Source organism: Stenotrophomonas terrae (genome assembly GCF_039674165.1).
GTDB classification, from domain to species: domain Bacteria; phylum Pseudomonadota; class Gammaproteobacteria; order Xanthomonadales; family Xanthomonadaceae; genus Stenotrophomonas; species Stenotrophomonas terrae_A.
This window is the reverse complement of sequence record NZ_JBDJMY010000003.1, coordinates 68,794-90,838: the sequence shown is the minus strand read 5'-3', so window position 1 is coordinate 90,838 and position 22,045 is coordinate 68,794. Positions and strand designations below refer to the sequence as shown.

The window sequence follows — 22,045 nt, the reverse complement described above, 5'->3', positions numbered from 1 at the left end:
CTACAGGTAGTTTTTCTGAACGGTGGCTGTCGCTGGCGGGGTGGGGGGGAGGCTTGATCGCGGCGCCCACCGGCCCCATTACCGGTGAACAGTATTCCGGAGGCCGTATGGACCCCAGTCAGAACCCGAATGTTTTTCATGCCACCACCATCTGCTGCGTGCGTCGCGGCGAACACGTGGCGATTGCTGGCGACGGTCAGGTCACCCTGGGGCACACGGTGATGAAGGGCAATGCGCGCAAGGTGCGCCGGCTTGGCCGTGATGGCCAGGTGCTGGCGGGCTTTGCCGGCGCGGCTGCCGATGCCTTCACCCTGTTCGAGCTGTTCGAGGCAAAGCTTGAGAAGCACGGCCAGCTGACCCGCGCTGCGGTGGAGCTGGCCAAGGATTGGCGCACCGATCGCCGCTACGGCAAGCTCGAAGCGCTGCTGGCCGTGGCCGACCGCGAAACCTCGCTGATCATCAGCGGTACCGGCGATGTGATCGAGCCGGAAGACGGCATCATCGCGATTGGTTCTGGCGGCTCATATGCGCTCAGCGCAGCGCGGGCCCTGCTCAAGCACACCGATCTGGATGCGCGTGGCGTGGCCACCGAGGCGATCAACATCGCTGGCGGCATCTGCATCTACACCAACACCAATGTCGTGGTGGAGGAGCTCTGAGAAACGTAGTGAAGAGGAGTGAGGAGTGAGAGCAGGCCCAGCGCCGCACGCTTCCTCGGTTTTTTCCCGTTTCCAGTTCCTGCCCGCCCTTAGGTAAAGCCATGAACCATAAGATCGAAGTTTCTTCCGCCACCATGACCCCGCGCGAAATCGTGCAGGAGTTGGATCGCCACATCGTCGGCCAGCACGACGCCAAGCGCGCGGTCGCCATCGCGCTGCGCAACCGCTGGCGCCGCATGCAGCTGCCCACCGAGCTGCGCAACGAGGTGATGCCCAAGAACATTCTGATGATCGGCCCCACCGGTGTCGGCAAGACCGAGATCGCGCGCCGGTTGGCAACGCTGGCCAATGCACCGTTCGTCAAGGTTGAAGCCACGCGCTTCACCGAGGTCGGCTATGTCGGCAAGGATGTGGAGCAGATCATCCGTGATCTGGCTGATACCGCAGTCAAGTTGTACCGCGAGCAGGCCAAGGTGCGTGTGCGTACCCAGGCTGAGGAAAAGGCCGAAGACCGCATCCTTGACGCGCTGTTGCCGCGTCGTAGCACCGGTATCGGCTTTGATCCGGAAGCGGCGCGCAACGAGCCTTCAGCCGCTGACAACGAAACCCGCATCAAGTTCCGCCGCATGCTGCGTGCCGGTGAACTGGACGAGCGCGAGATCGAGCTGGACGTTGCTGCCAACGTCAGCATGGACATCATGACCCCGCCGGGCATGGAAGAAATGGGCCAGCAGCTGAAGTCGATGTTCGCCAACCTGGGCACGGCGAAGTCGAACAAGCGCACGCTGAGCATCAAGGCCGCGCGCCCGCTGCTGATCGAGGAAGAGGCTGGCAAGCTGGTCAATGAAGACGATATCCGCACCGCCGCGATTGAAGCCTGCGAGCAGCACGGCATTGTCTTCATCGACGAAATCGACAAGGTGGCCAAGCGCGGCGACGCAGGTTCCTCTGGTGGCGATGTGTCACGCGAAGGTGTTCAGCGCGATCTGCTGCCGCTGGTGGAAGGTTCCAATGTGTCCACCAAATACGGCACGGTGAAGACCGATCACATTTTGTTTATCGCCTCTGGTGCGTTCCATCTGGCCAAGCCGAGTGATCTGATTCCCGAGCTGCAGGGTCGTTTCCCGATCCGTGTGGAGCTGGGTGCGCTGAGCAAGAATGATTTCGTGCGCATCCTGACCGAGCCGAAGGCGGCGCTGACCAAGCAGTACGAAGCCTTGTTGGCCACCGAAGGCGTCAAGGTCAATTTCACCGCCGAGGCAGTGGATCGTTTGGCGGAGATTGCGTTCCAGGTCAACGAGCGCCAGGAGAATATTGGCGCGCGTCGTCTGCACACCGTGCTGGAGCGTTTGTTGGATTCGCTGAGCTATGAAGCGCCGGATCGCGATGGCGACAGCATTGCGATTGACCCGGCGTACGTGGACAAGCACCTGGGTGAGCTGGTGAAGGACCCGGATCTGAGTCGCTATATTCTTTGATTGTTGGTTCGGGTTGGTGAGAAGCGGCGACACTTTGGTGTCGCCGTTTTTTTTGCCGCGCCGGCCAGGCCGTCGGCGCCGCGCAACAGGTGCAGCGCACCCGGGGTCGTTCGCGCAGCGCCGTTGGTAGTGCCGAGCCATGCTCGGCTGAGGCATTACCGGGAAAGCTTCTTGCCGAGCATGGCTCGGCACTACAGGTGGCGCGCTTTGCTCCGGCATTTAGCCCTCCCTTTGCCGCAGGCAAGGGGAGGGTTGGGAGGGGTGCTTTGGCTTCAGCTTCAGCCTTCGCTTGCTTCGCGGCTTACGCCGCTCCCACAACGCGTCGGCGGCTTCTGTGGCGCTGCGTGCACGTCCCCTGCCGAGCATGGCTCGGCACTACCGGGTTTCAGGCTGCTGGATCCGGGGTTGGTAGCGGCAGCGGGGCGGTGCCGGGGGTGAAGACGCCTGGAGTCACGTAGTAACTCAGCATCGCGTCCATCGTTTCGCGGCTGTCGCCTTCCAGATCGAAATGCTCGGGTTGCAGCATTGCGCCGTACAGCACACCTACCAGACAGGCGTGCAGGATGCGGGCAAGGGTGTTGATGTTGACGCCGTCGCGCAGTTGGCCCAGCTCCTGCGCGCGCAACAGGGCGCGGCAGAAAATATCCATTTCCTCGTCCACGCTGTCGCGCTGCAGCTGCTGCATGGCCAGGCTTTCAGCGGACAGGTCATTGCGCAGCATGATTTCCATCATGTCGCGCAGGCGCTGGTCGTGGGCTATCTCGCCTACCGAGATCAGCATCGCCGAGCGCAGGTCTTCGATCGGCGTGCTGCGCTCGCGTGCATAGGCATGGCGCAGGCGGTTGATGAAGTGCACCCGCTCGCGGTTGATCATCGCTTCCAGCACTTCGGTCTTGTTCTTGAAGTGCCAATACACCGCGCCACGCGAAAACCCGGCGCGCTCGCCTATCGCGGCCAGCGAGGTGCCGGCAACGCCGTGTTCATGGAAGCAGGCCAACGCGGCATCCAGGATGCCTTCGCGGGTGGCCGCCGCCTCTTGTTTGGTCTTTCTGGCCATTGCGCTGTGCAAATGCTGGATGAGCCCGGCCTGAATTGTAGCCGTTTACAAACATGCGTGTATGTATGTATATTTCCGCGGCTTGCTCTGCAGGATGGCCGTGATGTGTTCAGTGGTGGCGGTTGCCACACCTGTACCCGTAACGTATGCGGTATGGAGGGATATGCGTCGGCATATCTCATGTTCCGTCCGATCCTCGAGCGCCACTTTTCCTCATTGAGCTCCTCTCCCATGCCTGCTATCAGTCGCTACCGTCTTGTCGCGCTTTCTCTCGCACTATCCGTTGCGCTCGTTGCCTGCAAAGGCGGCGGTGAGCAGCCACAGCAAGGGGGCCCCGGTCAGGTCACGGTGGTGACACTGAAGCCGGAAACCGTCACCTTGACCCGCGAGCTGGCGGGCCGTGCCAATGGCTACCAGGTCGCTGAAGTGCGCCCGCAGGTCAGCGGCATCATTGCCAAGCGCCTGTTTACCGAAGGCAGTGTGGTCAAGGCCGGCGACCCGCTGTACCAGTTGGATGACGCTGCCTACCGCGCCCAGGCCAACAGCGCCCGCGCGCAGCTGGCCCGTGCCGAAGCCACCGCCAACGCAGCCCGCCTGGCGGCACGGCGCAGCGGTGAGCTGGTCAAGTCGCGGGTGATCAGCGTGCAGGACGATGAAAATGCGCAGGCCACCTGGAAGCAGGCCGAGGCCGACGTGCTGGCCGCCCGCGCCTCGCTGGATGCGGCCAACGTGACGCTGGGCTATGCCCGCATCACCGCGCCGATCAGCGGCCAGATCGGCAAGTCCTCGGTTACCCAGGGCGCGCTGGTCAGCGCTGGCCAGGCCGAACCGCTGGCGACCATCAACCAGCTCGACCCGATCTACATCGACGTCACCCAGTCCTCGGCCGAGCTGCTGCAGCTGCGCCGCGAACTGGCCGCTGGCCGCCTGGAAGGCGCCTCGGAGCTGCCGGTCGACATCGTGCTTGAAGACGGCAGCACCTACGCCCACAAGGGCAAGCTGGAGTTCTCCGAAGTCAGCGTCGACCCGACCACCGGCAGCTATCTGATGCGCGTGCGTGTCGAGAACCCGGACCAGGTGCTGATGCCGGGCATGTTCGTGCGTGCGGTGCTGGGCAGTGGTGTGCGCCCGAACGCGCTGCTGGTGCCGATGCAGGGCATCGCCCGCGATCCCAAAGGTGATACCTCGGCGATGGTGGTCGATGCCGAAGGCAAGGTTGCCGTTCGCCCGGTCAAGGTCAGCCGCACCATCGGTGACAAGTGGCTGGTCGAAGACGGCCTGAAGGCCGGCGACAAGGTCATCGTCGAAGGCCTGCAGAAGATTGGCCCGGGGATGCCGGTGCAGGCCACCGAGAAGGGTGCCGAAGCCGCCAAGCCTGCCGCCGCGCCTGCCGCGGCGCCGGCCGACAAGCAGTAAGCGGAGAAATACATGGCTCGCTTCTTTATCGACAGGCCCATCTTTGCGTGGGTCATTGCCATCATCATCATGCTTGCCGGTGCGCTGGCCATGATCAAGCTGCCGATCTCGATGTATCCCGAGGTCGCGCCGCCTGCGGTGTCCATTTCCGCCAACTACCCGGGCGCTTCGGCCAAGGTGGTGGAGGATTCGGTCACGCAGATCATCGAGCAGAACATGAAGGGCCTGGACGGCCTTATGTACTTCTCCTCCAACAGCTCCTCCAACGGCCAGGCCAGCATCACCCTGACCTTCCAGAGCGGCACCGACTCGGACATCGCCCAGGTGCAGGTGCAGAACAAGCTGCAGCTGGCCATGCCGTTGTTGCCGCAGGAAGTGCAGCGCCAGGGCATCAACGTCGCCAAGTCCAGCTCGGGCTTCCTCAACGTGCTGGGCTTCGTCTCCGAAGACGGCAGCATGGATGAGAACGACATCTCCGACTATGTGGGTTCCAACATCGTCGACCCGCTCAGCCGCGTGCCGGGCGTGGGCTCGATCCAGGTGTTCGGCGGCAAGTACGCCATGCGTATCTGGCTGGACCCGACCAAGCTGCAGACCTACAAGGTGTCTGTCGACGAGGTGACGGCGGCAGTCAAGGCGCAGAACGCGCAGGTTGCGGTGGGTCAGCTGGGCGGCGCGCCGGCGGTGAAGGGCCAGCAGCTCAACGCCACCATCAACGCGCAGGACCGCCTGCAGACGCCGGAGCAGTTCCGCAACATTGTTGTGCGCACTGAAACCGACGGCTCCACGCTGAAGCTGGGCGACGTTGCCCGCGTCGAGCTGGGCGCGGAAACCTACGACTTCGTTACCCGCTACAACGGCAAGCCGGCCTCGGGCCTGGCCATCACCCTGGCCACCGGCGCCAACGCGCTGGAAACCGCTGAAGGCGTGAGCACCACCCTGGACGAGCTGCGCGCCAACTTCCCGGCCGGCCTGAAGGCGGTGATCCCGTACGACACCACCCCGTTCGTGAAGGTGTCGATCAAGGGCGTGGTGAAGACGCTGCTGGAAGCCATCGTGCTGGTGTTCGTGGTGATGTATCTGTTCCTGCAGAACTTCCGCGCCACCTTGATTCCGACCATCGCCGTGCCGGTGGTGTTGCTGGGTACCTTCGGCATCCTCTCGGTGCTGGGTTTCTCGATCAACATGCTGACCATGTTCGCGATGGTGCTGGCGATCGGTCTATTGGTGGATGACGCCATCGTGGTGGTGGAGAACGTCGAGCGCATCATGTCCGAGGAAGGACTGTCGCCGCTGGAAGCCACCCGCAAATCGATGAGCCAGATCACCGGCGCGCTGGTCGGCATCGGCCTGGTACTGTCGGCGGTGTTCGTGCCGATGGCCTTCATGAGCGGCTCCACCGGCGTCATCTATCGGCAGTTCTCGGCGACGATTGTGTCGGCGATGGCCTTGTCGGTGCTGGTCGCCATCGTGCTGACCCCGGCGCTGTGCGCCACCATGCTCAAGCCGCTGAAGAAGGGCGAGCACCACGTTGCGCACAAGGGTATCTCGGGCCGGTTCTTCAACTGGTTCAACAATGGCTTTGACCGCACCAGCGGCACCTACCAGCGCGGCGTGCGCGGCATTCTTGCCCGCCCGGGCCGCTTCATGGCGGTGTTCCTGGCGTTGGCGGTGGTGATGGGCCTGCTGTTCGTGCGCCTGCCCAGCTCGTTCCTGCCCAATGAAGACCAGGGCATCCTGATGGCGCTGGTCAACGCACCAGTGGGCGCTACCCAGGAACGTACCCTGGAGTCGATCTACAAGCTGGAAGATCACTTCCTCAACAACGAGAAGGACGCCGTTGAGTCGGTGTTCTCGGTGCAGGGCTTCAGCTTCTCGGGCATGGGCCAGAACTCGGGCATGGCCTTCGTCAAGCTCAAGGACTGGCACGAGCGCAGTGCTGATCAAGGCGTAGGCCCGATCACCGGGCGCGCAATGGCCGCGCTTGGTCAGATCAAGGACGCCTTCATCTTCGCCTTCCCGCCGCCGGCCATGCCGGAACTGGGTATCGCCTCGGGTTACACCTTCTTCCTGAAGGACAACAGCGGCGCCGGCCATGATGCACTGGTCAATGCACGCAACCAGCTGTTGGGCGCGGCCGGGCAGAGCAAGCTGCTGGCCAATGTGCGCCCGAACGGCCTGGACGACACCCCGCAGCTGCGTCTGGACATCGACGTGGCCAAGGCAGGTGCGCATGGGCTGTCGCTGGATGCGATCAACGGCACCCTGGCCACTGCCTGGGGTTCGAGCTACGTCGATGACTTCATCGACCGTGGCCGGGTCAAGCGCGTCTACGTGCAGGCGGATGATCCCTTCCGCATGAACCCGGAAGACTTCAACCTGTGGACGGTGAAGAACAACGTCGGCGAGATGGTGCCGTTCTCGGCCTTCGCCAGCCAGCGTTGGGATTACGGCTCGCCGCGTCTGGAGCGTTACAACGGCGTCTCCGCACTGGAAATCCAAGGCGAAGCCGCGCCGGGCGTAGCCTCGGGCGACGCCATGCTGGAAGTGGAAAAGCTGGCCAAGCAGTTGCCGCCGGGCTTCAGCATCGAGTGGACGGCGGTGTCCTACCAGGAACGCGAAGCCGGTTCGCAGACGCCGCTGCTGTACACGCTGTCGCTGCTGATCGTGTTCCTGTGCCTGGCTGCACTGTATGAAAGCTGGAGCGTACCGACCGCAGTGCTGATGGTTGCGCCGCTGGGTATTCTCGGTGCGGTGCTGGCCAACACCATGCGCGGCATGGAGCGTGATGTGTACTTCCAGGTGGCGATGTTGACTACCGTGGGTTTGACCTCGAAGAACGCGATTCTGATTGTCGAGTTCGCCAAGGAGCATTTGGAGAAGGGTTCGGGCGTGATCGAAGCGACGATGCATGCGGTCCGCGACCGTCTGCGCCCGATCATCATGACCTCGCTGGCTTTCGGCCTGGGCGTGTTGCCGCTGGCAATCGCCTCCGGTGCGGGTTCCGGTGCGCAGCGCGCCATCGGTACCGGCGTGCTGGGTGGCATGGTGGTTGGCACCTTGCTGGGCCTGTTCTTCATCCCGCTGTTCTTCGTGGTGGTGCAACGGGTGTTCAACCGCAAGCAACTGGCCAAGAACGGCGACCTGCCGGAGCAGTAAGCGGGCAGGGTAGCTGGAAGCAAAAGGCGCCGAAAGGCGCCTTTTGTTTTTTTGCGGTTTTGTTTTTGCAGGTTTGTGGGAGCTGTGTAGTGCCGAGCCATGCTCGGCAGAGGCTTTACCGATAAAGCCCCTGCCGAGCATGGCTCGGCACTACAAAAACAAGGCAAAAAAAAACCGGGCCTGGCCCGGTTCTTCTTACACTTCGTGTTCCGCAAGCTCCAGTAACTGAGCCTTTTCAACCGCGCCCAAACGCTGGGCGAATACTGCCAAGCGGTTGCATAACTCGGCCTGATGTTCCGGGAAAGCAGCTACCAGGTCGCGTTGAACCTGTTGGTAAGCATCCCAGAACGGTGCCGTGCAGCGATGTTGTGCGTACTGCTGTCGCAATTGTTCCCCAGCAAGCTGGAGTGATCGGCGACTGCTGTTTTGGATGGGCGTCGTATACATCGCTTCACCTCGATGGCAGTGCCCCTGTACCCCGAGCATAGCGCTATTTATCTTACGATCTGGCTACAGCGTCTAATTTCCCTATGAGATTAATGGGGGTTTATTCAGATTCCGTCGCGTTATTCGCCGATATCTTCATTCCAGACGTCTGGGTTCTCGGCGATATAGCGGCCCATCATCTCGATGCAGCCGGCGTCGTTCAGATCGATCACTTGGACGCCGTTTTCCCTGAGCCAGTCGATCCCGCCGGCAAAACTGACCGATTCGCCGACCACGACGGTGCCGATGTTGAATTGCCGTACCAGCCCACTGCAGTACCAGCACGGCGCCAGGGTGGTGACCATGATGGTGTTGCGGTAGCCGCGCTGGCGGCCGGCCTTGCGGAAGGCGTCGGTTTCGCCGTGGATGGACGGGTCGTCCTCCTGGATGCGGCGGTTGTGGCCACAGCCGAGCAGGCGGCCATCGTTGTGGTACAGCGCCGCACCGATCGGGATGCCGCCTTCGGCCAGGCCCTGGCGGGCCTCGGCGATGGCGGTTTCAAGCAGGGCGCGGTAATCCGGGGTAGTGATCATGCAGGGTCCTCATGGTGCTGTGCGGGCCATCATAACGGCCGGATTCAGGCTGCCGGCGCCGCAGCCGGGCTGTCGGTGCGATAATCGTGGTCATGAGCGAATCCCCCTACAAGACCGGCACCACCCACTTCGGCTTCCGCGATGTACCGGCCAAGGACAAGCAGAAGCTTGTCGGCCAGGTGTTCACTTCCGTGGCCGACAACTACGACGTGATGAACGACCTGATGAGCCTGGGTATTCACCGGCTGTGGAAGCGCTACTTCGTAGCCACCGCGCAGGTGAAGCCGGGTGACCGGGTGCTGGATCTGGCCGGCGGTACCGGTGATATCGCGGTACTGCTGAAGGAGCGCATCGGCGCCGAGGGCAGCGTGGTGCTGGGCGACATCAATGCCGGCATGCTGTCGGTGGGTCGCGATCGGCTGACAAATCGTGGCCAGGTTTCGGGCTTCGAGTGGGTGCAGCTCAATGCAGAAGCGCTGCCGTTCCCGGACCAGAGCTTCGATCTGGTGACCATTTCGTTCGGCCTGCGCAATGTCACCGACAAGGAAGCAGCGCTGCGCGAGATGTACCGCGTGCTGAAGGTCGGCGGTCAGGCGCGCGTGCTGGAATTCTCGGAAGTGACTGTGGACTGGTTCAAGCCGATCTATGACTTCCATTCGTTCAAGGTGCTGCCGAAGCTGGGCAAGTTGTTCGCGCGCGGCGATGCCGATAGCTACCAGTATCTGGCCGAGAGCATCCGCAAGCACCCGCCGCAGGAAGAGTTGAAGGCGATGATGACGGAGGCTGGGTTTGGTCGCTGCCATTACAAGAATTTGAGTGCGGGTATTGTTTCGATCCACTCTGGTTACAAGCTGTAAGGCTGGGTTGCTGGGTGTATTGAGGAAAAGGCGGCCATTGGCCGCTTTTTTCGTATGTGGGATGGTGGTTTTTAGTCGTTACCTTTGCTGGTAACGCCCTTGCCGAGCATGGCTCGGCACTACGGTTGGGTTTGGTCGGTAATGCTTCTGCCGAGCATGGCTCGGCACTACATGGGCTGGCCGCGCTTGCTTTTGCGTTAGCCCTTCTCCCGCTTGCGGGAGAAGGGTTGGGATGAGGGGCGCTTTTGATTCTGTCGGTAACGCCCCTGCCGAGCATGGCTCGGCACTACATTGGCTGGCCGCGCTTACTTTTGCGTTAGCCCTTCTCCTGCTTGCGGGAGAAGGGTTGGGATGAGGGGCGCTTTTTCTTTTGTCGGTAAGGCCCTTGCCGAGCATGGCTCGGCCCTACGGTTGGGTTGGTCGGTAAGGCCTTTGCCGAGCATGGCTCGGCACTACAGTGGTCCGGGCGCGCGCTGAGCCCTCCCTTTGCCGCAGGCAAGGGGAGGGTTGGGAGGGGTGCTCTGCTTCTGCTCGGGGCGATTAACCAATGCAAAGAGCGATGCCCGCCTGCGTGGGGGTAACGATTTCATGCATTTAAGCCGCTTTCGCAAAGCCAGCGGGGCGCCGCTTGCCGCACCGCCGCATCCGCTCCGGGCTTTCGGGTTTAAAATCGGCAGTTATCCCCTGAACCGGTTCCAGATCAATGCGTTCTTCGTTCCTGATGCTGCCCCTGGCCGTGGCGCTTGTCGCCGGCTGTGCCAAGGAGCCTGCAGCTCCTACCGTCGATCCCGTCGCCCAGAAGCCCGCCGCCGCCGTGAATACCGTCAGCCGCAGCCACGATGAAAGCTCCTACGCCGAACCCGAAAAGGTCGTCATCAAGGACCTGGCGCTGGATCTGAAGGTGGATTTCGACGCCAAGCAGATCGGCGGTACCGCCACTTACACGCTGGAGTGGAAGGACAAGGCGGCCAAGCAGCTGCTGCTCGATACCCGCGAGCTGACCGTTGAAAAGGTCGAGGCTGTGGCCGCCGACGGCGCCGCCACTCCGCTGCAGTTCGTGCTGGCACCGGCTGACAAGGTGTTTGGCAGCAAGCTGAGCATCGAAACCCCGGCCCAGCCGACCTCGGTGCGCATCACCTACCACACCGCGCCGACCGCCTCCGGTCTGCAGTGGCTGGAGCCGTCCATGACCGAGGGCAAGAAGCTGCCCTTCATGTTCAGCCAGTCGCAGGCCATCCACGCCCGTTCGTGGGTGCCGCTGCAGGACACCCCGAGCGTCCGCTTCACCTATAGCGCGCATGTCACCAGCCGCCCGGACGTGATGGTGCTGATGAGCGCCGACAACGACCCGAAGGCCGCGCGTGATGGCGATTACGCCTTCAAGATGCCGCAACCGATCCCGTCCTACCTGCTGGCCATTGCTGCCGGTGACCTGGTGTTCGAGCCGATCTCCGAGCGTTCGGGCGTGTGGGCCGAGCCGACCATGGTCAACAAGGCCGCCAAGGAATTCGAAGACACCGAGAAGATGATTGGTGCCGCCGAGAACCTGTATGGCGAATACCGCTGGGGCCGCTACGACATGCTGGTGCTGCCGCCGTCGTTCCCGTTCGGCGGTATGGAAAACCCGCGCCTGACCTTCGCTACCCCGACCGTCATCGTTGGCGACAAGTCGTTGGTGTCGCTGGTCGCGCACGAACTGGCGCACAGCTGGTCCGGCAACCTGGTGACCAACGCCAGCTGGAAGGACATCTGGCTCAACGAAGGTTTCACCACCTACGTGCAGGGCCGTATCACCGAGGCGCTGTACGGCACGGAGATGGCCGAGATGGAGCGCGAGATCGACCAGACCGATCTGCTCAATGAAGTGAAGGAGATGAGCCCGGCCGACCAGGCGCTGGCGCTGCCGCCGCTGAACGAGCGTGACCCGGACGAAGCGCTGAGCAACGTGGCCTATGTAAAGGGCGCGTGGTTCCTGCAGTTCCTGGAGCAGCGTTTTGGTCGTGCGGTGTTTGATCCGTTCCTGCGTGGCTGGTTCAACGACCATGCGTTCCAGAGCGCCAATACCGACCAGTTCGTCGAGTACATGAAGAAGAACCTGCTGCCGAAGAATCCTTCGGCGGTCACCGATGCCGAATTGAAGGCATGGCTGGAAGAGCCGGGTATTCCGGCGTTCGCCAGCAAGGCCCGTTCGCGCAACTTCGCCGTGGTCGACACTGCGCGCATTGCCTTCCTGGGCAGCAGCGCGCTGCCGAGCAACCAGGTAACCCGCGAGTGGAACACGCAGGAATGGGTGCGCTTCATTGATGGCCTGGGTGCTACCCAGCCGATCGAGAAGCTGGCCGTGCTGGACAAGGGCTACCACTTCACCGGTACCCCGAACGGCGAAATCGCGATGCGTTGGTACCCGCTGGCAATCCGCAGCGGTTACACCGATGCGCAGGCCGCTGCCGGCGAGTTCATCCAGCGCGTGGGTCGCCGCAAGCTGGTGCTGCCGATCTATGCCGAGCTGCTGAAGACGCCGGAAGGCCTGGCCTTCGCCAAGGAGGTGTTTGCCAAGGCCAAGCCGGGCTATCACCCGATCACCACCGCCTCGGTGGAAGACATGATCGCCAAGGCTGAAGCTGCACCGAAGCAGGAAGCTGCACCGAAGCAGTAATCGGCATCGGCATGCTTCAACGCAAACGGCGAGCTTAGGCTCGCCGTTTGTTTTTGTGTTGCCGTGAACCGCATGGTTGCGGCGCTCTCTAAGCGCTGCACACCCGAGGCCGTTCGCGCGCAGCTTTTTTGTAGAGCCGAGCCATGCTCGGCTGGGGCTTTATCGCGAAGGCCTCTGCCGAGCATGGCTCGGCACTACAGGGCGGCGGCTTTGGCTAACAGGTTGTAGGACGGTCCAACGCTCGTCGGCTTCCGGCGTTCGCGCGCAGCTTTTTGTAGAGCCGAGCCATGCTCGGCTGGGGCTCTGCCGGTGAGGCCTCTGCCGAGCATGGCTCGGCACTACAGGTCGGCGGCTTTGGCTAACGGGTTGTACGACGGTCCAGCGCTCGTCGGCTTCCGGCGCGGGTTGCGCCGTAGCCGCAATCAGATTTCTATCACAGCCCTCAGTTGGCGCTCTTTGCCGCCGCAGGCGGCAGGCCTTTCAGTACCGACTTGTCGATCTTCGCCGCCACGCCAACACTGCGACCGGCAAGATTGACCACGTTGTACTGCACCGCCACGCCCAGCACCTGGGTTGCCTGTGACATGTCCAAACCATAGGACTGGCGAAGCCACTGCAGCATCCCTGACGTGGCCAGACGCAGTGCATCATCACTGGAGCCAGCTTGGCCCAGGGTCATGATCTGCGTAGGCGATTCCACGCGCGGCGTGGCGAGGGACTGCTTCTTGATCAGTTCCACTTTCAACACCACATCCAGTGATGTCTCCAGCGCCCATTGGCTGGTTTCGCCGTCGCCCTGCAGCGCATGGCCATCACCGACATACAGCAATGCGCCGGGCTGCTGCACTTCAAGGTAAACCGTGTTGCCTTGGACCACTGCGTTGAAATCCATGTTGCCGCCGAAGTCGCTGGTGTCGCCAGTGGAGAACGGTGGGTAGCCAAAGCCGGGTGCAACCGCGAGGCCGCCGAGCATCGGCTTGACCGGGATTTCAAAGTTTTTCAACGCACCGCTGGCACCTTGCGGCCGCGCCATGCCGCGCACGCGATCCAGTTCCCAGCGCACCGGATTGCCCAGCGTCGCTGTTTCGGTGGCAATGCGCGGTGTCTTCAAGCGACCGACGATGCCGTCGAGGCTGTCGGCATGGTCGCGGTTGAGTTTGAGCGAGCTGATGGTGATCGCCAGCGTATCGCCAGGCTCGGCACCGGCGACGAAGAACGGCCCGACCTGCGGGTTGCCGAACAAGGCGCGGGTGATGCCGTTCTCATCGACGCCGCCAGAATCCAACGTCTTGGTCTGCACCGAGTCGCCCGGCCAGATCACCAGCACCGGCGCGCGATCGGCGCTGAAGGTATTGGAGTAGTCCATGGGTTTGAAGTCGTGCAGGCGCGGTGCATTGTCTGCCCGCGCAGGTACCCGCCACGCGTTGAATGTGTGCGCCGCACGCGCGCTGCGGTTGTTGGTATCCGGCTCGTCGCTGCGGCCCTGCATGCGGCTGCCATCGATGCGGCCGTCGTAGTGATAGACCTGGCCGTCGCTGCCGGTTGCGGTGAACTTCAACTGGGTGCCGTTCAAGCTGCCGGTAATCGGGTCGCCGCCCAATGTTCCGCTGACGCGCGTGCCTTGCACGTCCAGATTCAAGGTCTGCTGTGCGGTGTTGCCCCATAGATCGGTTGCCAGGATCCATTGATCGGCGGCGAGGGCATGGAGCGGGAGTACGGACAACAACAGCGAAGACCATTTCAGTGAAGTGCGCACGTTGCTTGTGTCTGCGAAGGGCCCGGTGGGCGTGTTCGTGGAGTGTACGAATGGCGTTGTCGCCGTTGCAGTGTCAAACGTAACGACACCTGTAGTCAGATCGGCCAAAAGCCGACCGATGATTCCTGCAGCAGGCGACCGGAGCGGGTTGCTGATGCCGGTCCTGCGCTGCACTCAGGGCTTGAGGGCGCGTATCGCCAGGAACATGTCGACGCAGTCATGCATCACCCGCTGTTGCACGCTGGCATCCAGCGGCGCGGCGCCCATCGCAATCTGTGGCCAGAACGCGAACGCCTTGACCATGCCCTGCAGCTGGTGGGCGGCATCGGCCGGGGCGATGTCATCGCGCAGGCGGCCATCGGCCTGTGCGGCGCGGATCCAAGTGGTCAGCCCTTCTTCCTTCTCGGCCAGCCTGCCCATCATTGCCCGCGCCCGTTCTGGTGCATGCACCAGTTCGGCCATGGCCACCCGCGACAGGTCGATGAAACTGGCGTCGCTGAGCAGGCGCAGCTTCTGTGCGACGAAGGCCAGCAACTGCTCGCGCAGTGGCCGTGCCGGGTCGTAAGCCAGTGCGTCCAGCGATTGGCTGGCTTCCCACAGCTGCCAGAGGATGGCGGTGAACAGCTCGTCCTTGCTGGCGAAGTGGTTGTAGACCGTGCGTTTGGAGACCTCGGCGGTGGCGGCGATGCGGTCCATGCTGGTGGCGGCAAAGCCCAGTTCGCGGAACTCGGCCACGGCCGCGCGCAGGATGGCCTCGCGTTTGCGGTCGGTCAGGCGGAGGGGGCGCTTGGGCTCGGTCATAGGCTCATTTTACACCGTTCAGTTTACTTTCCTTGGGATGGAAGTAGACTCACAAGTGTACTTTCGAGGGCAAGCCCAGCCATGAAGCGTCGCCTGCCTCGTTTCCTCGTCCTCTTTACGGTGTTGATCGCCATGTCCATTGGCCTGCTGTTCTGCGGCGCACATCCTGCCGCCTCCTATGACCAGTCGCCGCAATACGGCCAGGGGCGTTTCCACAATGTGGCCAAGCTGGTGCCGCTTGGTTTCGTACGCGGTGCCAAGGTTTGGTGGCGGTTTCTGTTCGACAAGCCGGCCGATGCCACGCCGCAGGTAGCAATCCCGGTGCATGCCTTGACCCGGCAGGCGCTGCTGGACGCGCCCGACGACAGCCTGTGGCGCTTGGGCCACTCGACCATGCTGATGAAACTGGATGGCCACTTCTGGCTGACCGACCCGGTGTTCTCCGAGCGCGTGTCGCCGTTCTCGTTCATGGGGCCCAAGCGCTTCCATGCGCCGCCGCTGTCGATCGAGGAATTGCCCGAGATCACCGGCGTCATCATTTCGCACGACCACTACGATCACCTGGACCATGACGCGGTGTTGGCGCTGGCGCCGAAAGTGCGGCACTTCGTGACGGCGCTGGGCGTGGGCGATCGCCTGCTGGCCTGGGGCGTGCCGCAGGAGAAGATCACCCAGCTGGATTGGTGGCAGGAAACGCGGGTGGAAGGGCTGAAGATCGCCGCCACGCCTGCACAGCATTTCTCTGGTCGCGGGCTGTCTGATGGCAATCGCACCCTGTGGGCATCGTGGGTGATCGATAGCGGTCGCACGCGGGTCTTCTTCAGTGGCGACAGTGGCTACTTCGACGGCTTTGCGAAGATCGGTGAGCGCTATGGCCCGTTCGATCTGGCGATGGTCGAGACCGGTGCCTATGACGCTGATTGGCCGGGTGTACACATGCAGCCGGAACAGAGCCTGCAGGCGCATCTGGATGTGCGCGGCAAGGTGATGATGCCGATCCACAACGGCACCTTTGACCTGGCCCTGCATCCGTGGACCGAGCCGTTCGAGCGGATCACCGCATTGGCGGCGGAGCAGGGGGTTGTATTGACTGCACCGCAGATGGGCGAGCGCTTGGATATACGTGCGCCTGCGCCTTCGACGCAGTGGTGGCGAGTGGGTGCGGAGTGATGGTTGCCTTTGCCCGTGATGCCGTCATTCCCGCCTGCGCGGGAGTGATGACGTAACGCCAAAGCCAAAGCGACTCCCGATTCCCCAACATGCTCTAAAGTGAACCCATCGCGCGCCCATTCCGCGCCACGTTCACCGGAGCTGTTTGATGAGACCTTTGATCCTCGGCGCCCTCTGCGTCTTCGCCCTGGCTGCCTGCAGCAACCCGGAGGCCGAGCGCCAGCAGCAGGAAGCCGCCGCAGCCCAGGAGCGCGCCAAGCGCGAGGCCGACGCCGAAGGTATCGGCAAGCTCTACGACGCCGCCATCACCGCCACCGATTGGGAGAAGGCGCGCATCCACGGTGCCGCGCTGCTCGATCAGTTCCCGGATTCGGCAACTGCCCAGCGCATCGAGCCGGGCTTCGCCGAGGTCAGGGAGAAGGCTGCCGCCGCCAGCGAACTGCGCCGCATGCAGGCCCTGTGGAACTACAACCAGGTGCCGGTGAAGGGCGGCACGCAGCGCTCGGCGGCGATCTACAGCAAGGACCGGGTCGAGGTGGACAGCACCGGTGCCAAACAGGTGAATCTGGTGTTCCGTGACCACCCCGAGTGGAAGCGCCACGCCTATCTGGTGTTGCAGTCCAGCGACTTCGCCAAGGCCTGTTACCGCGGCTGTCAGGTCAAGGTGAGCGTGGATGGTGCGCCGGCCCGCAACATGGCCGCACATCGCCCGGATACCGACGAGGCCATCGCCATGTTCATCGTCGACAACCGTGGCCTGTGGCGACAGGCGCGCAGGGCCAAGGTCATCGAGATCGAATTCCCGGTGCAGGCCGGCGGCACCCGCAAGGCGGTGTTCGAGGTCGGTGGGCTGGATGGCAGCCAGATGCCGAATTGGGATTGAGGCCGGTGCTCGCTGATGCGGCGGGGCGTTGCGACGTCGCCGCCAGTCGCCATTGGGTGTTCGACATGGATGGCACCCTGACCGAGCCTGTGCATGATTTCGAGTTGATCCGGCGCGAACTGCAGATTCCGCCGGGTGTTGACATCCTGCAGCACCTGGCCGCGTTGCCGGCGCAACAGGCCGCCGACAGCCATGCTTGGTTGATGCAGCATGAGCGCGCGTTGGCAGAGGGGTCGATTGCGGCACCGGGTGCGGTGACGCTGATCCGCGCGCTGCATGCCGAGGGTTGCCGGCTGGGCATTCTTACCCGCAATGCGCGTGAGCTGGCCGAAGTGACCCTGGCGGCGATCGGCCTGGCGGAGTGTTTTGCGGCCGGGGAGATCGTGGGTCGTTGGGAGGTCGAGCCGAAGCCGTCTCCGGCCGGCCTGCAGTATTTTGCTGCGCGCTGGGATGTGGCGCCTGCGGCGATGCGCATGGTTGGTGACCATTACTACGATCTGGCCACCGCCAAGGCGGCCGGCGTGCCTGGGATCCTGATCAACATGCCGGAAGATACCTGGCCGGGCATGGCGCAATGGCAGCTGCGCGATTGTGCGCAGTTGCTGCAGCATTGGCAGGCGGCGGCTTTGGGGTAGAGCCGAGCCATGCTCGGCTGGGGCGTTACCGATAAAGCCTGTTGTTGTTGTTGTTGTTGTGGGAGCGGCGTAGGCCGCGAAGCTGGCAATGCCGGGTTGCGGGCGTGTTCCGCAATCTGACGATATGTGAGCTTCGCGGCTTACGCCGCTCCTACAAATGCCATGCGGCTGATGGATTGCTTGTAGGGCCTCTGCCGAGCATGGCTCGGCACTACCGCTTGAGCCCCTCTCCCGCTTGCGGGAGAGGGGTGGGGTGAGGGCAGCTGTTCGCTCGTAAAGCCTCTGCCGAGCATGGCTCGGCACTACCGCTTTAGCCCCTCTCCCTCTTGCGGGAGAGGGGTTGGGGTGAGGGGGGCTTTTCGCTCGTAAGGCCTCTGCCGAGCATGGCTCGGCACTACAGTGCGGGCATAAAAAAACGGCGCCTTGTGGGCGCCGTTTTTCTTAGAGGCCGTAGCCGAACTGCTGCTTGAACTGGTCGTTGAACTCGGCGAAGTCGAAGCGCTGGTTCTGGGTGCCGGGGTGCTCGACCTTCAGCGCGCCCATCAGGTTGCTCATGCGGCCAACGGTCAGCCAGTCCATGCCCTTCTCGATGCCGTAGATCAGGCCGGCGCGGAAGGCGTCGCCACAGCCGGTCGGGTCGACCACGCGGCGCTCGTGCGCCGGCGGGATGTCGAAGCTCTTTTCCGGGGTGTGGATGATCGCGCCACGCGGGCCCTGGGTGGTGATGTAGGCCTTGGTCCGGGCGACGATGTCCTTCTCGTTCCAGCCGGTGCGTTCCTGCAGCAGGTTGGACTCGTAATCGTTGACCACCACGTAGTCGGCCTGCTCGATGAATTCGCGCAGCTCCGGGCCGTTGAACAGCGGCAGCGCCTGGCCCGGGTCGAAGATGAAGGGGATGCCGCATTCCACGAACTCGGCCGCGTTCTGGATCATGCCTTCGCGGCCGTCCGGGGCAACGATGCCGAAGCTCACGCCCGGCACGTCACGTACATGGTTGTCGTGCGAGCGCATCATCGCGCCCGGGTGGAAGGCGGTGATCTGGTTGTTGTCGTGGTCGGTGGTGATGAAGCACTGCGGGGTGAACATGTCTTCCAGCACGCGCACCTGGCTCAGGTCGATGCCCATGCGCTCGAAGTGCTCGCGGTAGGGGCCGAAATCCTGGCCCACGGTGCCCATCGGGATCGGGCTGCCGCCCAGCAGCTTCAGGTTGTAGGCGATGTTGCCTGCGCAACCGCCGAGCTCGCGACGCATGCGCGGCACCAGGAACGACACGTTCAGGATGTGCACCTTGTCCGGCAGGATGTGGTTCTTGAACTGGTCCGGGAACACCATGATGGTGTCAAAGGCAAGGGAACCACAGATCAAAGCGGACATTGCGAACAGGCCTATACGTAAAGGGAAGTGCCGCCGCGCACGCGCAGACGGACCGGCGCGACTGCGCGCCAAAGTGCGTAAGGTTACCGGCTGCGGCGGCCCACGGCCACAACCAAGGATGTACCGCAGCTGCCCAGTGTGGTCGAAAGCCCAGAATTCCCTAGGATTTTCCTTGCTCGGGCGGGGGTGGGTTGATAGGCTAACTGCCCTCATTTTCTGCCCATTTTTTCGCCAACCGGCGTGGGCACGACACCCGTCAGGATCACTCCCCAGATGTTCAAGAAGCTGCGTGGCATGTTCTCCAATGACCTGTCCATTGACCTGGGCACGGCCAACACCCTTATCTATGTGCGCGGCCAGGGAATCGTACTGAACGAGCCATCGGTCGTGGCCGTGCGCCAGGATCGCGCCATCGGTGGTACCCGCTCGGTGGCTGCCGTCGGCGCCGAAGCCAAGCAGATGCTGGGCCGTACCCCGGGCCATATCACCACCATCCGCCCGATGAAGGATGGCGTCATCGCCGACTTCACCTACACCGAGGCGATGCTCAAGCACTTTATAAAGAAAGTGCACAAATCCCGCTTCCTGCGTCCCAGCCCGCGCGTGCTGGTGTGCGTGCCGGCCGGCTCCACCCAGGTGGAGCGCCGCGCCATCAAGGAATCGGCCGAAGAGGCCGGTGCACGTGATGTATTCCTGATCGAAGAGCCGATGGCCGCTGCCATTGGTGCCGGCATGCCGGTCACCGAGGCGCGCGGTTCGATGGTCATCGATATTGGCGGCGGCACCACCGAAGTGGCAGTCATCTCGCTGAACGGCATTGTCTACTCGGCCTCGGTGCGTATCGGTGGCGACCGTTTCGACGAGTCCATCACCAATTACGTGCGCCGCAACCACGGCATGCTGATCGGTGAAGCAACCGCCGAGCGCATCAAGGTGGAGCTGGGCTGCGCCTACCCGCAGGCGGAAGTGATCGAGATGGAAATCTCCGGCCGTAACCTCGCTGAGGGCGTGCCGAAGATGATCAAGATCAGCTCCAACGAGGTGCTGGAAGCCCTGCACGAGCCCCTGTCGGGCATCGTCTCGGCGGTCAAGCTGGCGCTGGAACAGACCCCGCCGGAACTTTGTGCCGACGTCGCCGAGCGCGGCATCGTGCTGACTGGTGGTGGCGCCCTGCTGCGTGACCTGGACCGCCTGATCTCCGAAGAAACCGGCCTGCACGTGCAGGTGGCCGACGATCCGTTGACCTGCGTGGCCCGCGGTGGCGGTCGTGCGCTGGAGCTGGTGGACATGCACGGCAACGAGTTCTTTGCGCCGGAATAATCGGCCAAGTCGGAGGGAACGGGGAATGGGGATCAGCGAATGGGGCAGGGTTTCCTGCAACGTGATCCACACCCTGCTGCCCGTTTCCCCGGCCCAACGGCGTGATGTCATTCACGCCGTTTCCAAGCACGTTGTCTCCGCCATTCATTCCCGAAACCCAATTCCCAGCCTTCTGCCGTGCCCCCTTACGCCGGTCCTCCCGTAGCCTCCCGTCAGGGGGATGCCAGCAGCACGCTGCGTTTGCTGGCGTACCTGGCCTTGGCAATCACTTTGATCGTGCTGGATGACCAGGGCGGCTGGATGTCGCGTCTGCGCGCCCAGGCCAATGTGCTGGTGCAGCCGATCTGGGCGCTAGCAGGTGTGCCGGGCCGGGTCGGGGCCTCGGTCAAGGACAACGCCGCCAGCCATAACCAGCTGGTCAATGAAAACCGCGAGCTGCGCAACCAGCTGCTGATCGCCAACGCACGCCTGACCCGCCTGCAGACCGCAGCGCTGGACAACGCCCAGCTGCGCGAGCTGCTCAACGTGGCCGAGCGCAATGGCCTGGACGTGCAGCTGGCGCCGATCCTCGATATCGACCTGGATCCGGTCAAGCAGCGTCTGGTGCTGGATTCGGGCAGCCGCGCTGGCGTGCATGTGGGCCAGGCGGTGATTGATGCCGGTGGCCTGATGGGCCAGGTGATCGCGGTGACGCCGGCACATTCGACCGTGCTGCTGCTGACCGACCCGGACCATGCGGTGCCGGTGGCGGTGGCGCGCAATGGCGTGCGGCTGATCGTCTACGGCCGCGGCGACCGTCTGGAGTTGCGTGACATCCCGCTCAGCGCGGGCGTGGAAGTGGGCGATGAGATCGTCACTTCCGGCCTGGGTGGGCGTTTCCCGGCTGGTTTCCCGGTCGGCAAGATCCTCAAGCTGCGCCCGGACGATACCCACGCCTTCCTGGTGGGCGAGCTGGAGCCGGCGGCCAAGCTGGACCGTGGCCGCAATGTGCTGCTGCTGCGCTCGGTGCCGGCCCTGCCGCAATTGCCTGACAGCAGCGAAAGCTATCTGCCCACGGAAGCAGCGACAACAGCTGCACCGGCGCCTGCCCCGAACAACCGCATGGCGGCGGCAGCGGCGCATGTTCCGGCTGCCCAGACGGCTGGCAATACGGCTGGCGATCCGGCCGCAGGCCAGATCCTTCCGGCGCCGCCGCAAGCAGCGTCCAGCGCGCCAGCGAGCGCAGCATCGGCGACAGCGGCCACGCCGACCGGCGAGACGCCGACACCTGCAACGCCGGTGACTGGCGACAATCCGAACCCGGCACAGGTGCGCCCATGAGTCGTCTGCGCAACAAGGGTTGGGTGATGCCGGTCAGTGTCGTACTGGCCTTGCTGTTGGCTTTGATCCCGTTGCCGGAGCTGTTGTTGCCGGCGCGGCCGTATTGGCTGGCGCTGGTCCTGGCGTACTGGGTGATCGAAACCCCGGACAAGGTCGGGCTGGGCTTTGCGTTCTGCATCGGCCTGCTGGCCGATGTGATGTTTGGCGGCATTCTCGGCGAGCAGGCCCTGCGGCTGGTGGTGATGGCGTTCATCCTGCAGCGCTTCCGCGCACGCATCCGTTTCTTCCCGCTGTCGCAGCAGGCGCTGGCGATGGGCGGGCTGCTGTTCAATGACCGCGTGATCGACGCCGCCATCCATCTGCTGGTGGGCGAGCCGCTGCTGCCGTGGAGTTACTGGGTGGCACCGCTGCTGGGCATGGCCTTGTGGCTGCCGCTGTATGTGCTGCTGGATGCGGTGCGGCTGGGCAAGCGCGGGCGCTGACGC

18 protein-coding genes are annotated in these 22,045 nt (G+C 63.5%); 12 read left to right on the top strand and 6 right to left on the bottom strand.

All coding sequences use genetic code 11. The annotated features are described in order from the left end of the window. Positions 1 to 107 precede the first annotated feature (107 nt). Together hslV and hslU are read left to right on the top strand one after the other, a co-directional pair. On the top strand, positions 108 to 659 hold the full coding sequence (hslV, locus tag ABE493_RS02305; RefSeq protein ID WP_055772387.1) for an ATP-dependent protease subunit HslV: 552 nt from the start codon (positions 108 to 110) through the stop codon (positions 657 to 659). 101 nt (positions 660 to 760) lie between these two features. Further along, positions 761 to 2,137 carry an ATP-dependent protease ATPase subunit HslU gene (hslU, locus tag ABE493_RS02300; RefSeq protein WP_346496879.1) on the top strand — a complete coding sequence of 459 codons (1,377 nt, stop codon included), beginning with the start codon at positions 761 to 763 and terminating at the stop codon, positions 2,135 to 2,137. Between the two features lie 385 nt (positions 2,138 to 2,522). On the opposite strand, the gene ABE493_RS02295 is transcribed toward hslU, so the two are convergent. After that, positions 2,523 to 3,194 carry a TetR family transcriptional regulator gene (locus tag ABE493_RS02295; protein WP_346496877.1) on the bottom strand — a complete coding sequence of 224 codons (672 nt, stop codon included), beginning with the start codon at positions 3,192 to 3,194 and terminating at the stop codon, positions 2,523 to 2,525. Positions 3,195 to 3,425: 231 nt separating this feature from the next. Between ABE493_RS02295 and ABE493_RS02290 the strand changes: the two genes are divergently transcribed. Next, the gene (locus ABE493_RS02290; protein ID WP_346496875.1) at positions 3,426 to 4,610 is read left to right on the top strand and encodes an efflux RND transporter periplasmic adaptor subunit; all 1,185 of its coding nucleotides are present in this window, start codon (positions 3,426 to 3,428) and stop codon (positions 4,608 to 4,610) included. A 12-nt stretch (positions 4,611 to 4,622) separates the two neighbouring features. Beyond that, positions 4,623 to 7,769, top strand: coding sequence for a multidrug efflux RND transporter permease subunit SmeE (gene smeE, locus ABE493_RS02285; RefSeq protein ID WP_346496873.1), 3,147 nt, complete (start codon positions 4,623 to 4,625; stop codon positions 7,767 to 7,769). Positions 7,770 to 7,964: 195 nt separating this feature from the next. On the opposite strand, the gene ABE493_RS02280 is transcribed toward smeE, so the two are convergent. Both ABE493_RS02280 and ABE493_RS02275 read right to left on the bottom strand, forming a co-directional pair. Continuing rightward, the gene (locus tag ABE493_RS02280; RefSeq protein ID WP_057630676.1) at positions 7,965 to 8,216 is read right to left on the bottom strand and encodes a hypothetical protein; all 252 of its coding nucleotides are present in this window, start codon (positions 8,214 to 8,216) and stop codon (positions 7,965 to 7,967) included. 119 nt (positions 8,217 to 8,335) lie between these two features. Continuing rightward, positions 8,336 to 8,788 carry a nucleoside deaminase gene (locus tag ABE493_RS02275; RefSeq protein WP_346496871.1) on the bottom strand — a complete coding sequence of 151 codons (453 nt, stop codon included), beginning with the start codon at positions 8,786 to 8,788 and terminating at the stop codon, positions 8,336 to 8,338. 92 nt (positions 8,789 to 8,880) lie between these two features. On the opposite strand from ABE493_RS02275, the gene ubiE reads away from it, so the two are divergent. Next, a complete protein-coding gene (ubiE, locus tag ABE493_RS02270) occupies positions 8,881 to 9,645 on the top strand; it encodes a bifunctional demethylmenaquinone methyltransferase/2-methoxy-6-polyprenyl-1,4-benzoquinol methylase UbiE (protein ID WP_346496869.1) in 765 nt (254 codons plus the stop codon). A 703-nt stretch (positions 9,646 to 10,348) separates the two neighbouring features. Continuing rightward, positions 10,349 to 12,301: a M1 family metallopeptidase gene (locus tag ABE493_RS02265; protein ID WP_346496867.1), complete on the top strand. Its 1,953-nt coding sequence runs from the start codon at positions 10,349 to 10,351 to the stop codon at positions 12,299 to 12,301. Between the two features lie 442 nt (positions 12,302 to 12,743). Here ABE493_RS02265 and ABE493_RS02260 read toward each other — a convergent pair whose 3' ends face one another. Both ABE493_RS02260 and ABE493_RS02255 read right to left on the bottom strand, forming a co-directional pair. Further along, positions 12,744 to 14,057: an acetamidase/formamidase family protein gene (locus ABE493_RS02260; protein ID WP_346496865.1), complete on the bottom strand. Its 1,314-nt coding sequence runs from the start codon at positions 14,055 to 14,057 to the stop codon at positions 12,744 to 12,746. A 174-nt stretch (positions 14,058 to 14,231) separates the two neighbouring features. Continuing rightward, positions 14,232 to 14,858: a TetR/AcrR family transcriptional regulator gene (locus ABE493_RS02255; RefSeq protein ID WP_346496863.1), complete on the bottom strand. Its 627-nt coding sequence runs from the start codon at positions 14,856 to 14,858 to the stop codon at positions 14,232 to 14,234. Between the two features lie 132 nt (positions 14,859 to 14,990). Between ABE493_RS02255 and ABE493_RS02250 the strand changes: the two genes are divergently transcribed. The 3 genes from ABE493_RS02250 (at position 14,991) to ABE493_RS02240 (ending at position 17,546) form a co-directional block, all read left to right on the top strand. Continuing rightward, positions 14,991 to 16,028 (top strand): MBL fold metallo-hydrolase, encoded by a 1,038-nt coding sequence (locus tag ABE493_RS02250; protein ID WP_430980693.1) that lies wholly within the window; start codon positions 14,991 to 14,993, stop codon positions 16,026 to 16,028. Between the two features lie 148 nt (positions 16,029 to 16,176). Then, the gene (locus ABE493_RS02245) at positions 16,177 to 16,911 is read left to right on the top strand and encodes a hypothetical protein (protein ID WP_346496859.1); all 735 of its coding nucleotides are present in this window, start codon (positions 16,177 to 16,179) and stop codon (positions 16,909 to 16,911) included. A 65-nt stretch (positions 16,912 to 16,976) separates the two neighbouring features. Beyond that, positions 16,977 to 17,546, top strand: a complete 570-nt coding sequence (locus tag ABE493_RS02240; RefSeq protein ID WP_346496997.1) for an HAD family hydrolase — start codon at positions 16,977 to 16,979, stop codon at positions 17,544 to 17,546. A gap of 441 nt (positions 17,547 to 17,987) precedes the next feature. Here ABE493_RS02240 and ABE493_RS02235 read toward each other — a convergent pair whose 3' ends face one another. Continuing rightward, a complete protein-coding gene (locus ABE493_RS02235; RefSeq protein WP_346496857.1) occupies positions 17,988 to 18,920 on the bottom strand; it encodes a carbohydrate kinase family protein in 933 nt (310 codons plus the stop codon). 273 nt (positions 18,921 to 19,193) lie between these two features. Between ABE493_RS02235 and ABE493_RS02230 the strand changes: the two genes are divergently transcribed. The 3 genes from ABE493_RS02230 to mreD all read left to right on the top strand — a co-directional run bounded on the left by ABE493_RS02230 (position 19,194) and on the right by mreD (position 22,042). Further along, complete coding sequence (locus ABE493_RS02230) at positions 19,194 to 20,240, top strand: rod shape-determining protein (RefSeq protein ID WP_017355500.1); 1,047 nt, start codon at positions 19,194 to 19,196, stop codon at positions 20,238 to 20,240. A gap of 177 nt (positions 20,241 to 20,417) precedes the next feature. Beyond that, positions 20,418 to 21,560: a rod shape-determining protein MreC gene (gene mreC / locus ABE493_RS02225; protein WP_346496855.1), complete on the top strand. Its 1,143-nt coding sequence runs from the start codon at positions 20,418 to 20,420 to the stop codon at positions 21,558 to 21,560. Beyond that, positions 21,557 to 22,042, top strand: coding sequence for a rod shape-determining protein MreD (gene mreD, locus ABE493_RS02220; RefSeq protein ID WP_346496853.1), 486 nt, complete (start codon positions 21,557 to 21,559; stop codon positions 22,040 to 22,042). Before mreC ends, mreD begins: the two co-directional genes overlap by 4 nt. The last annotated feature ends 3 nt before the right edge of the window (positions 22,043 to 22,045 follow it).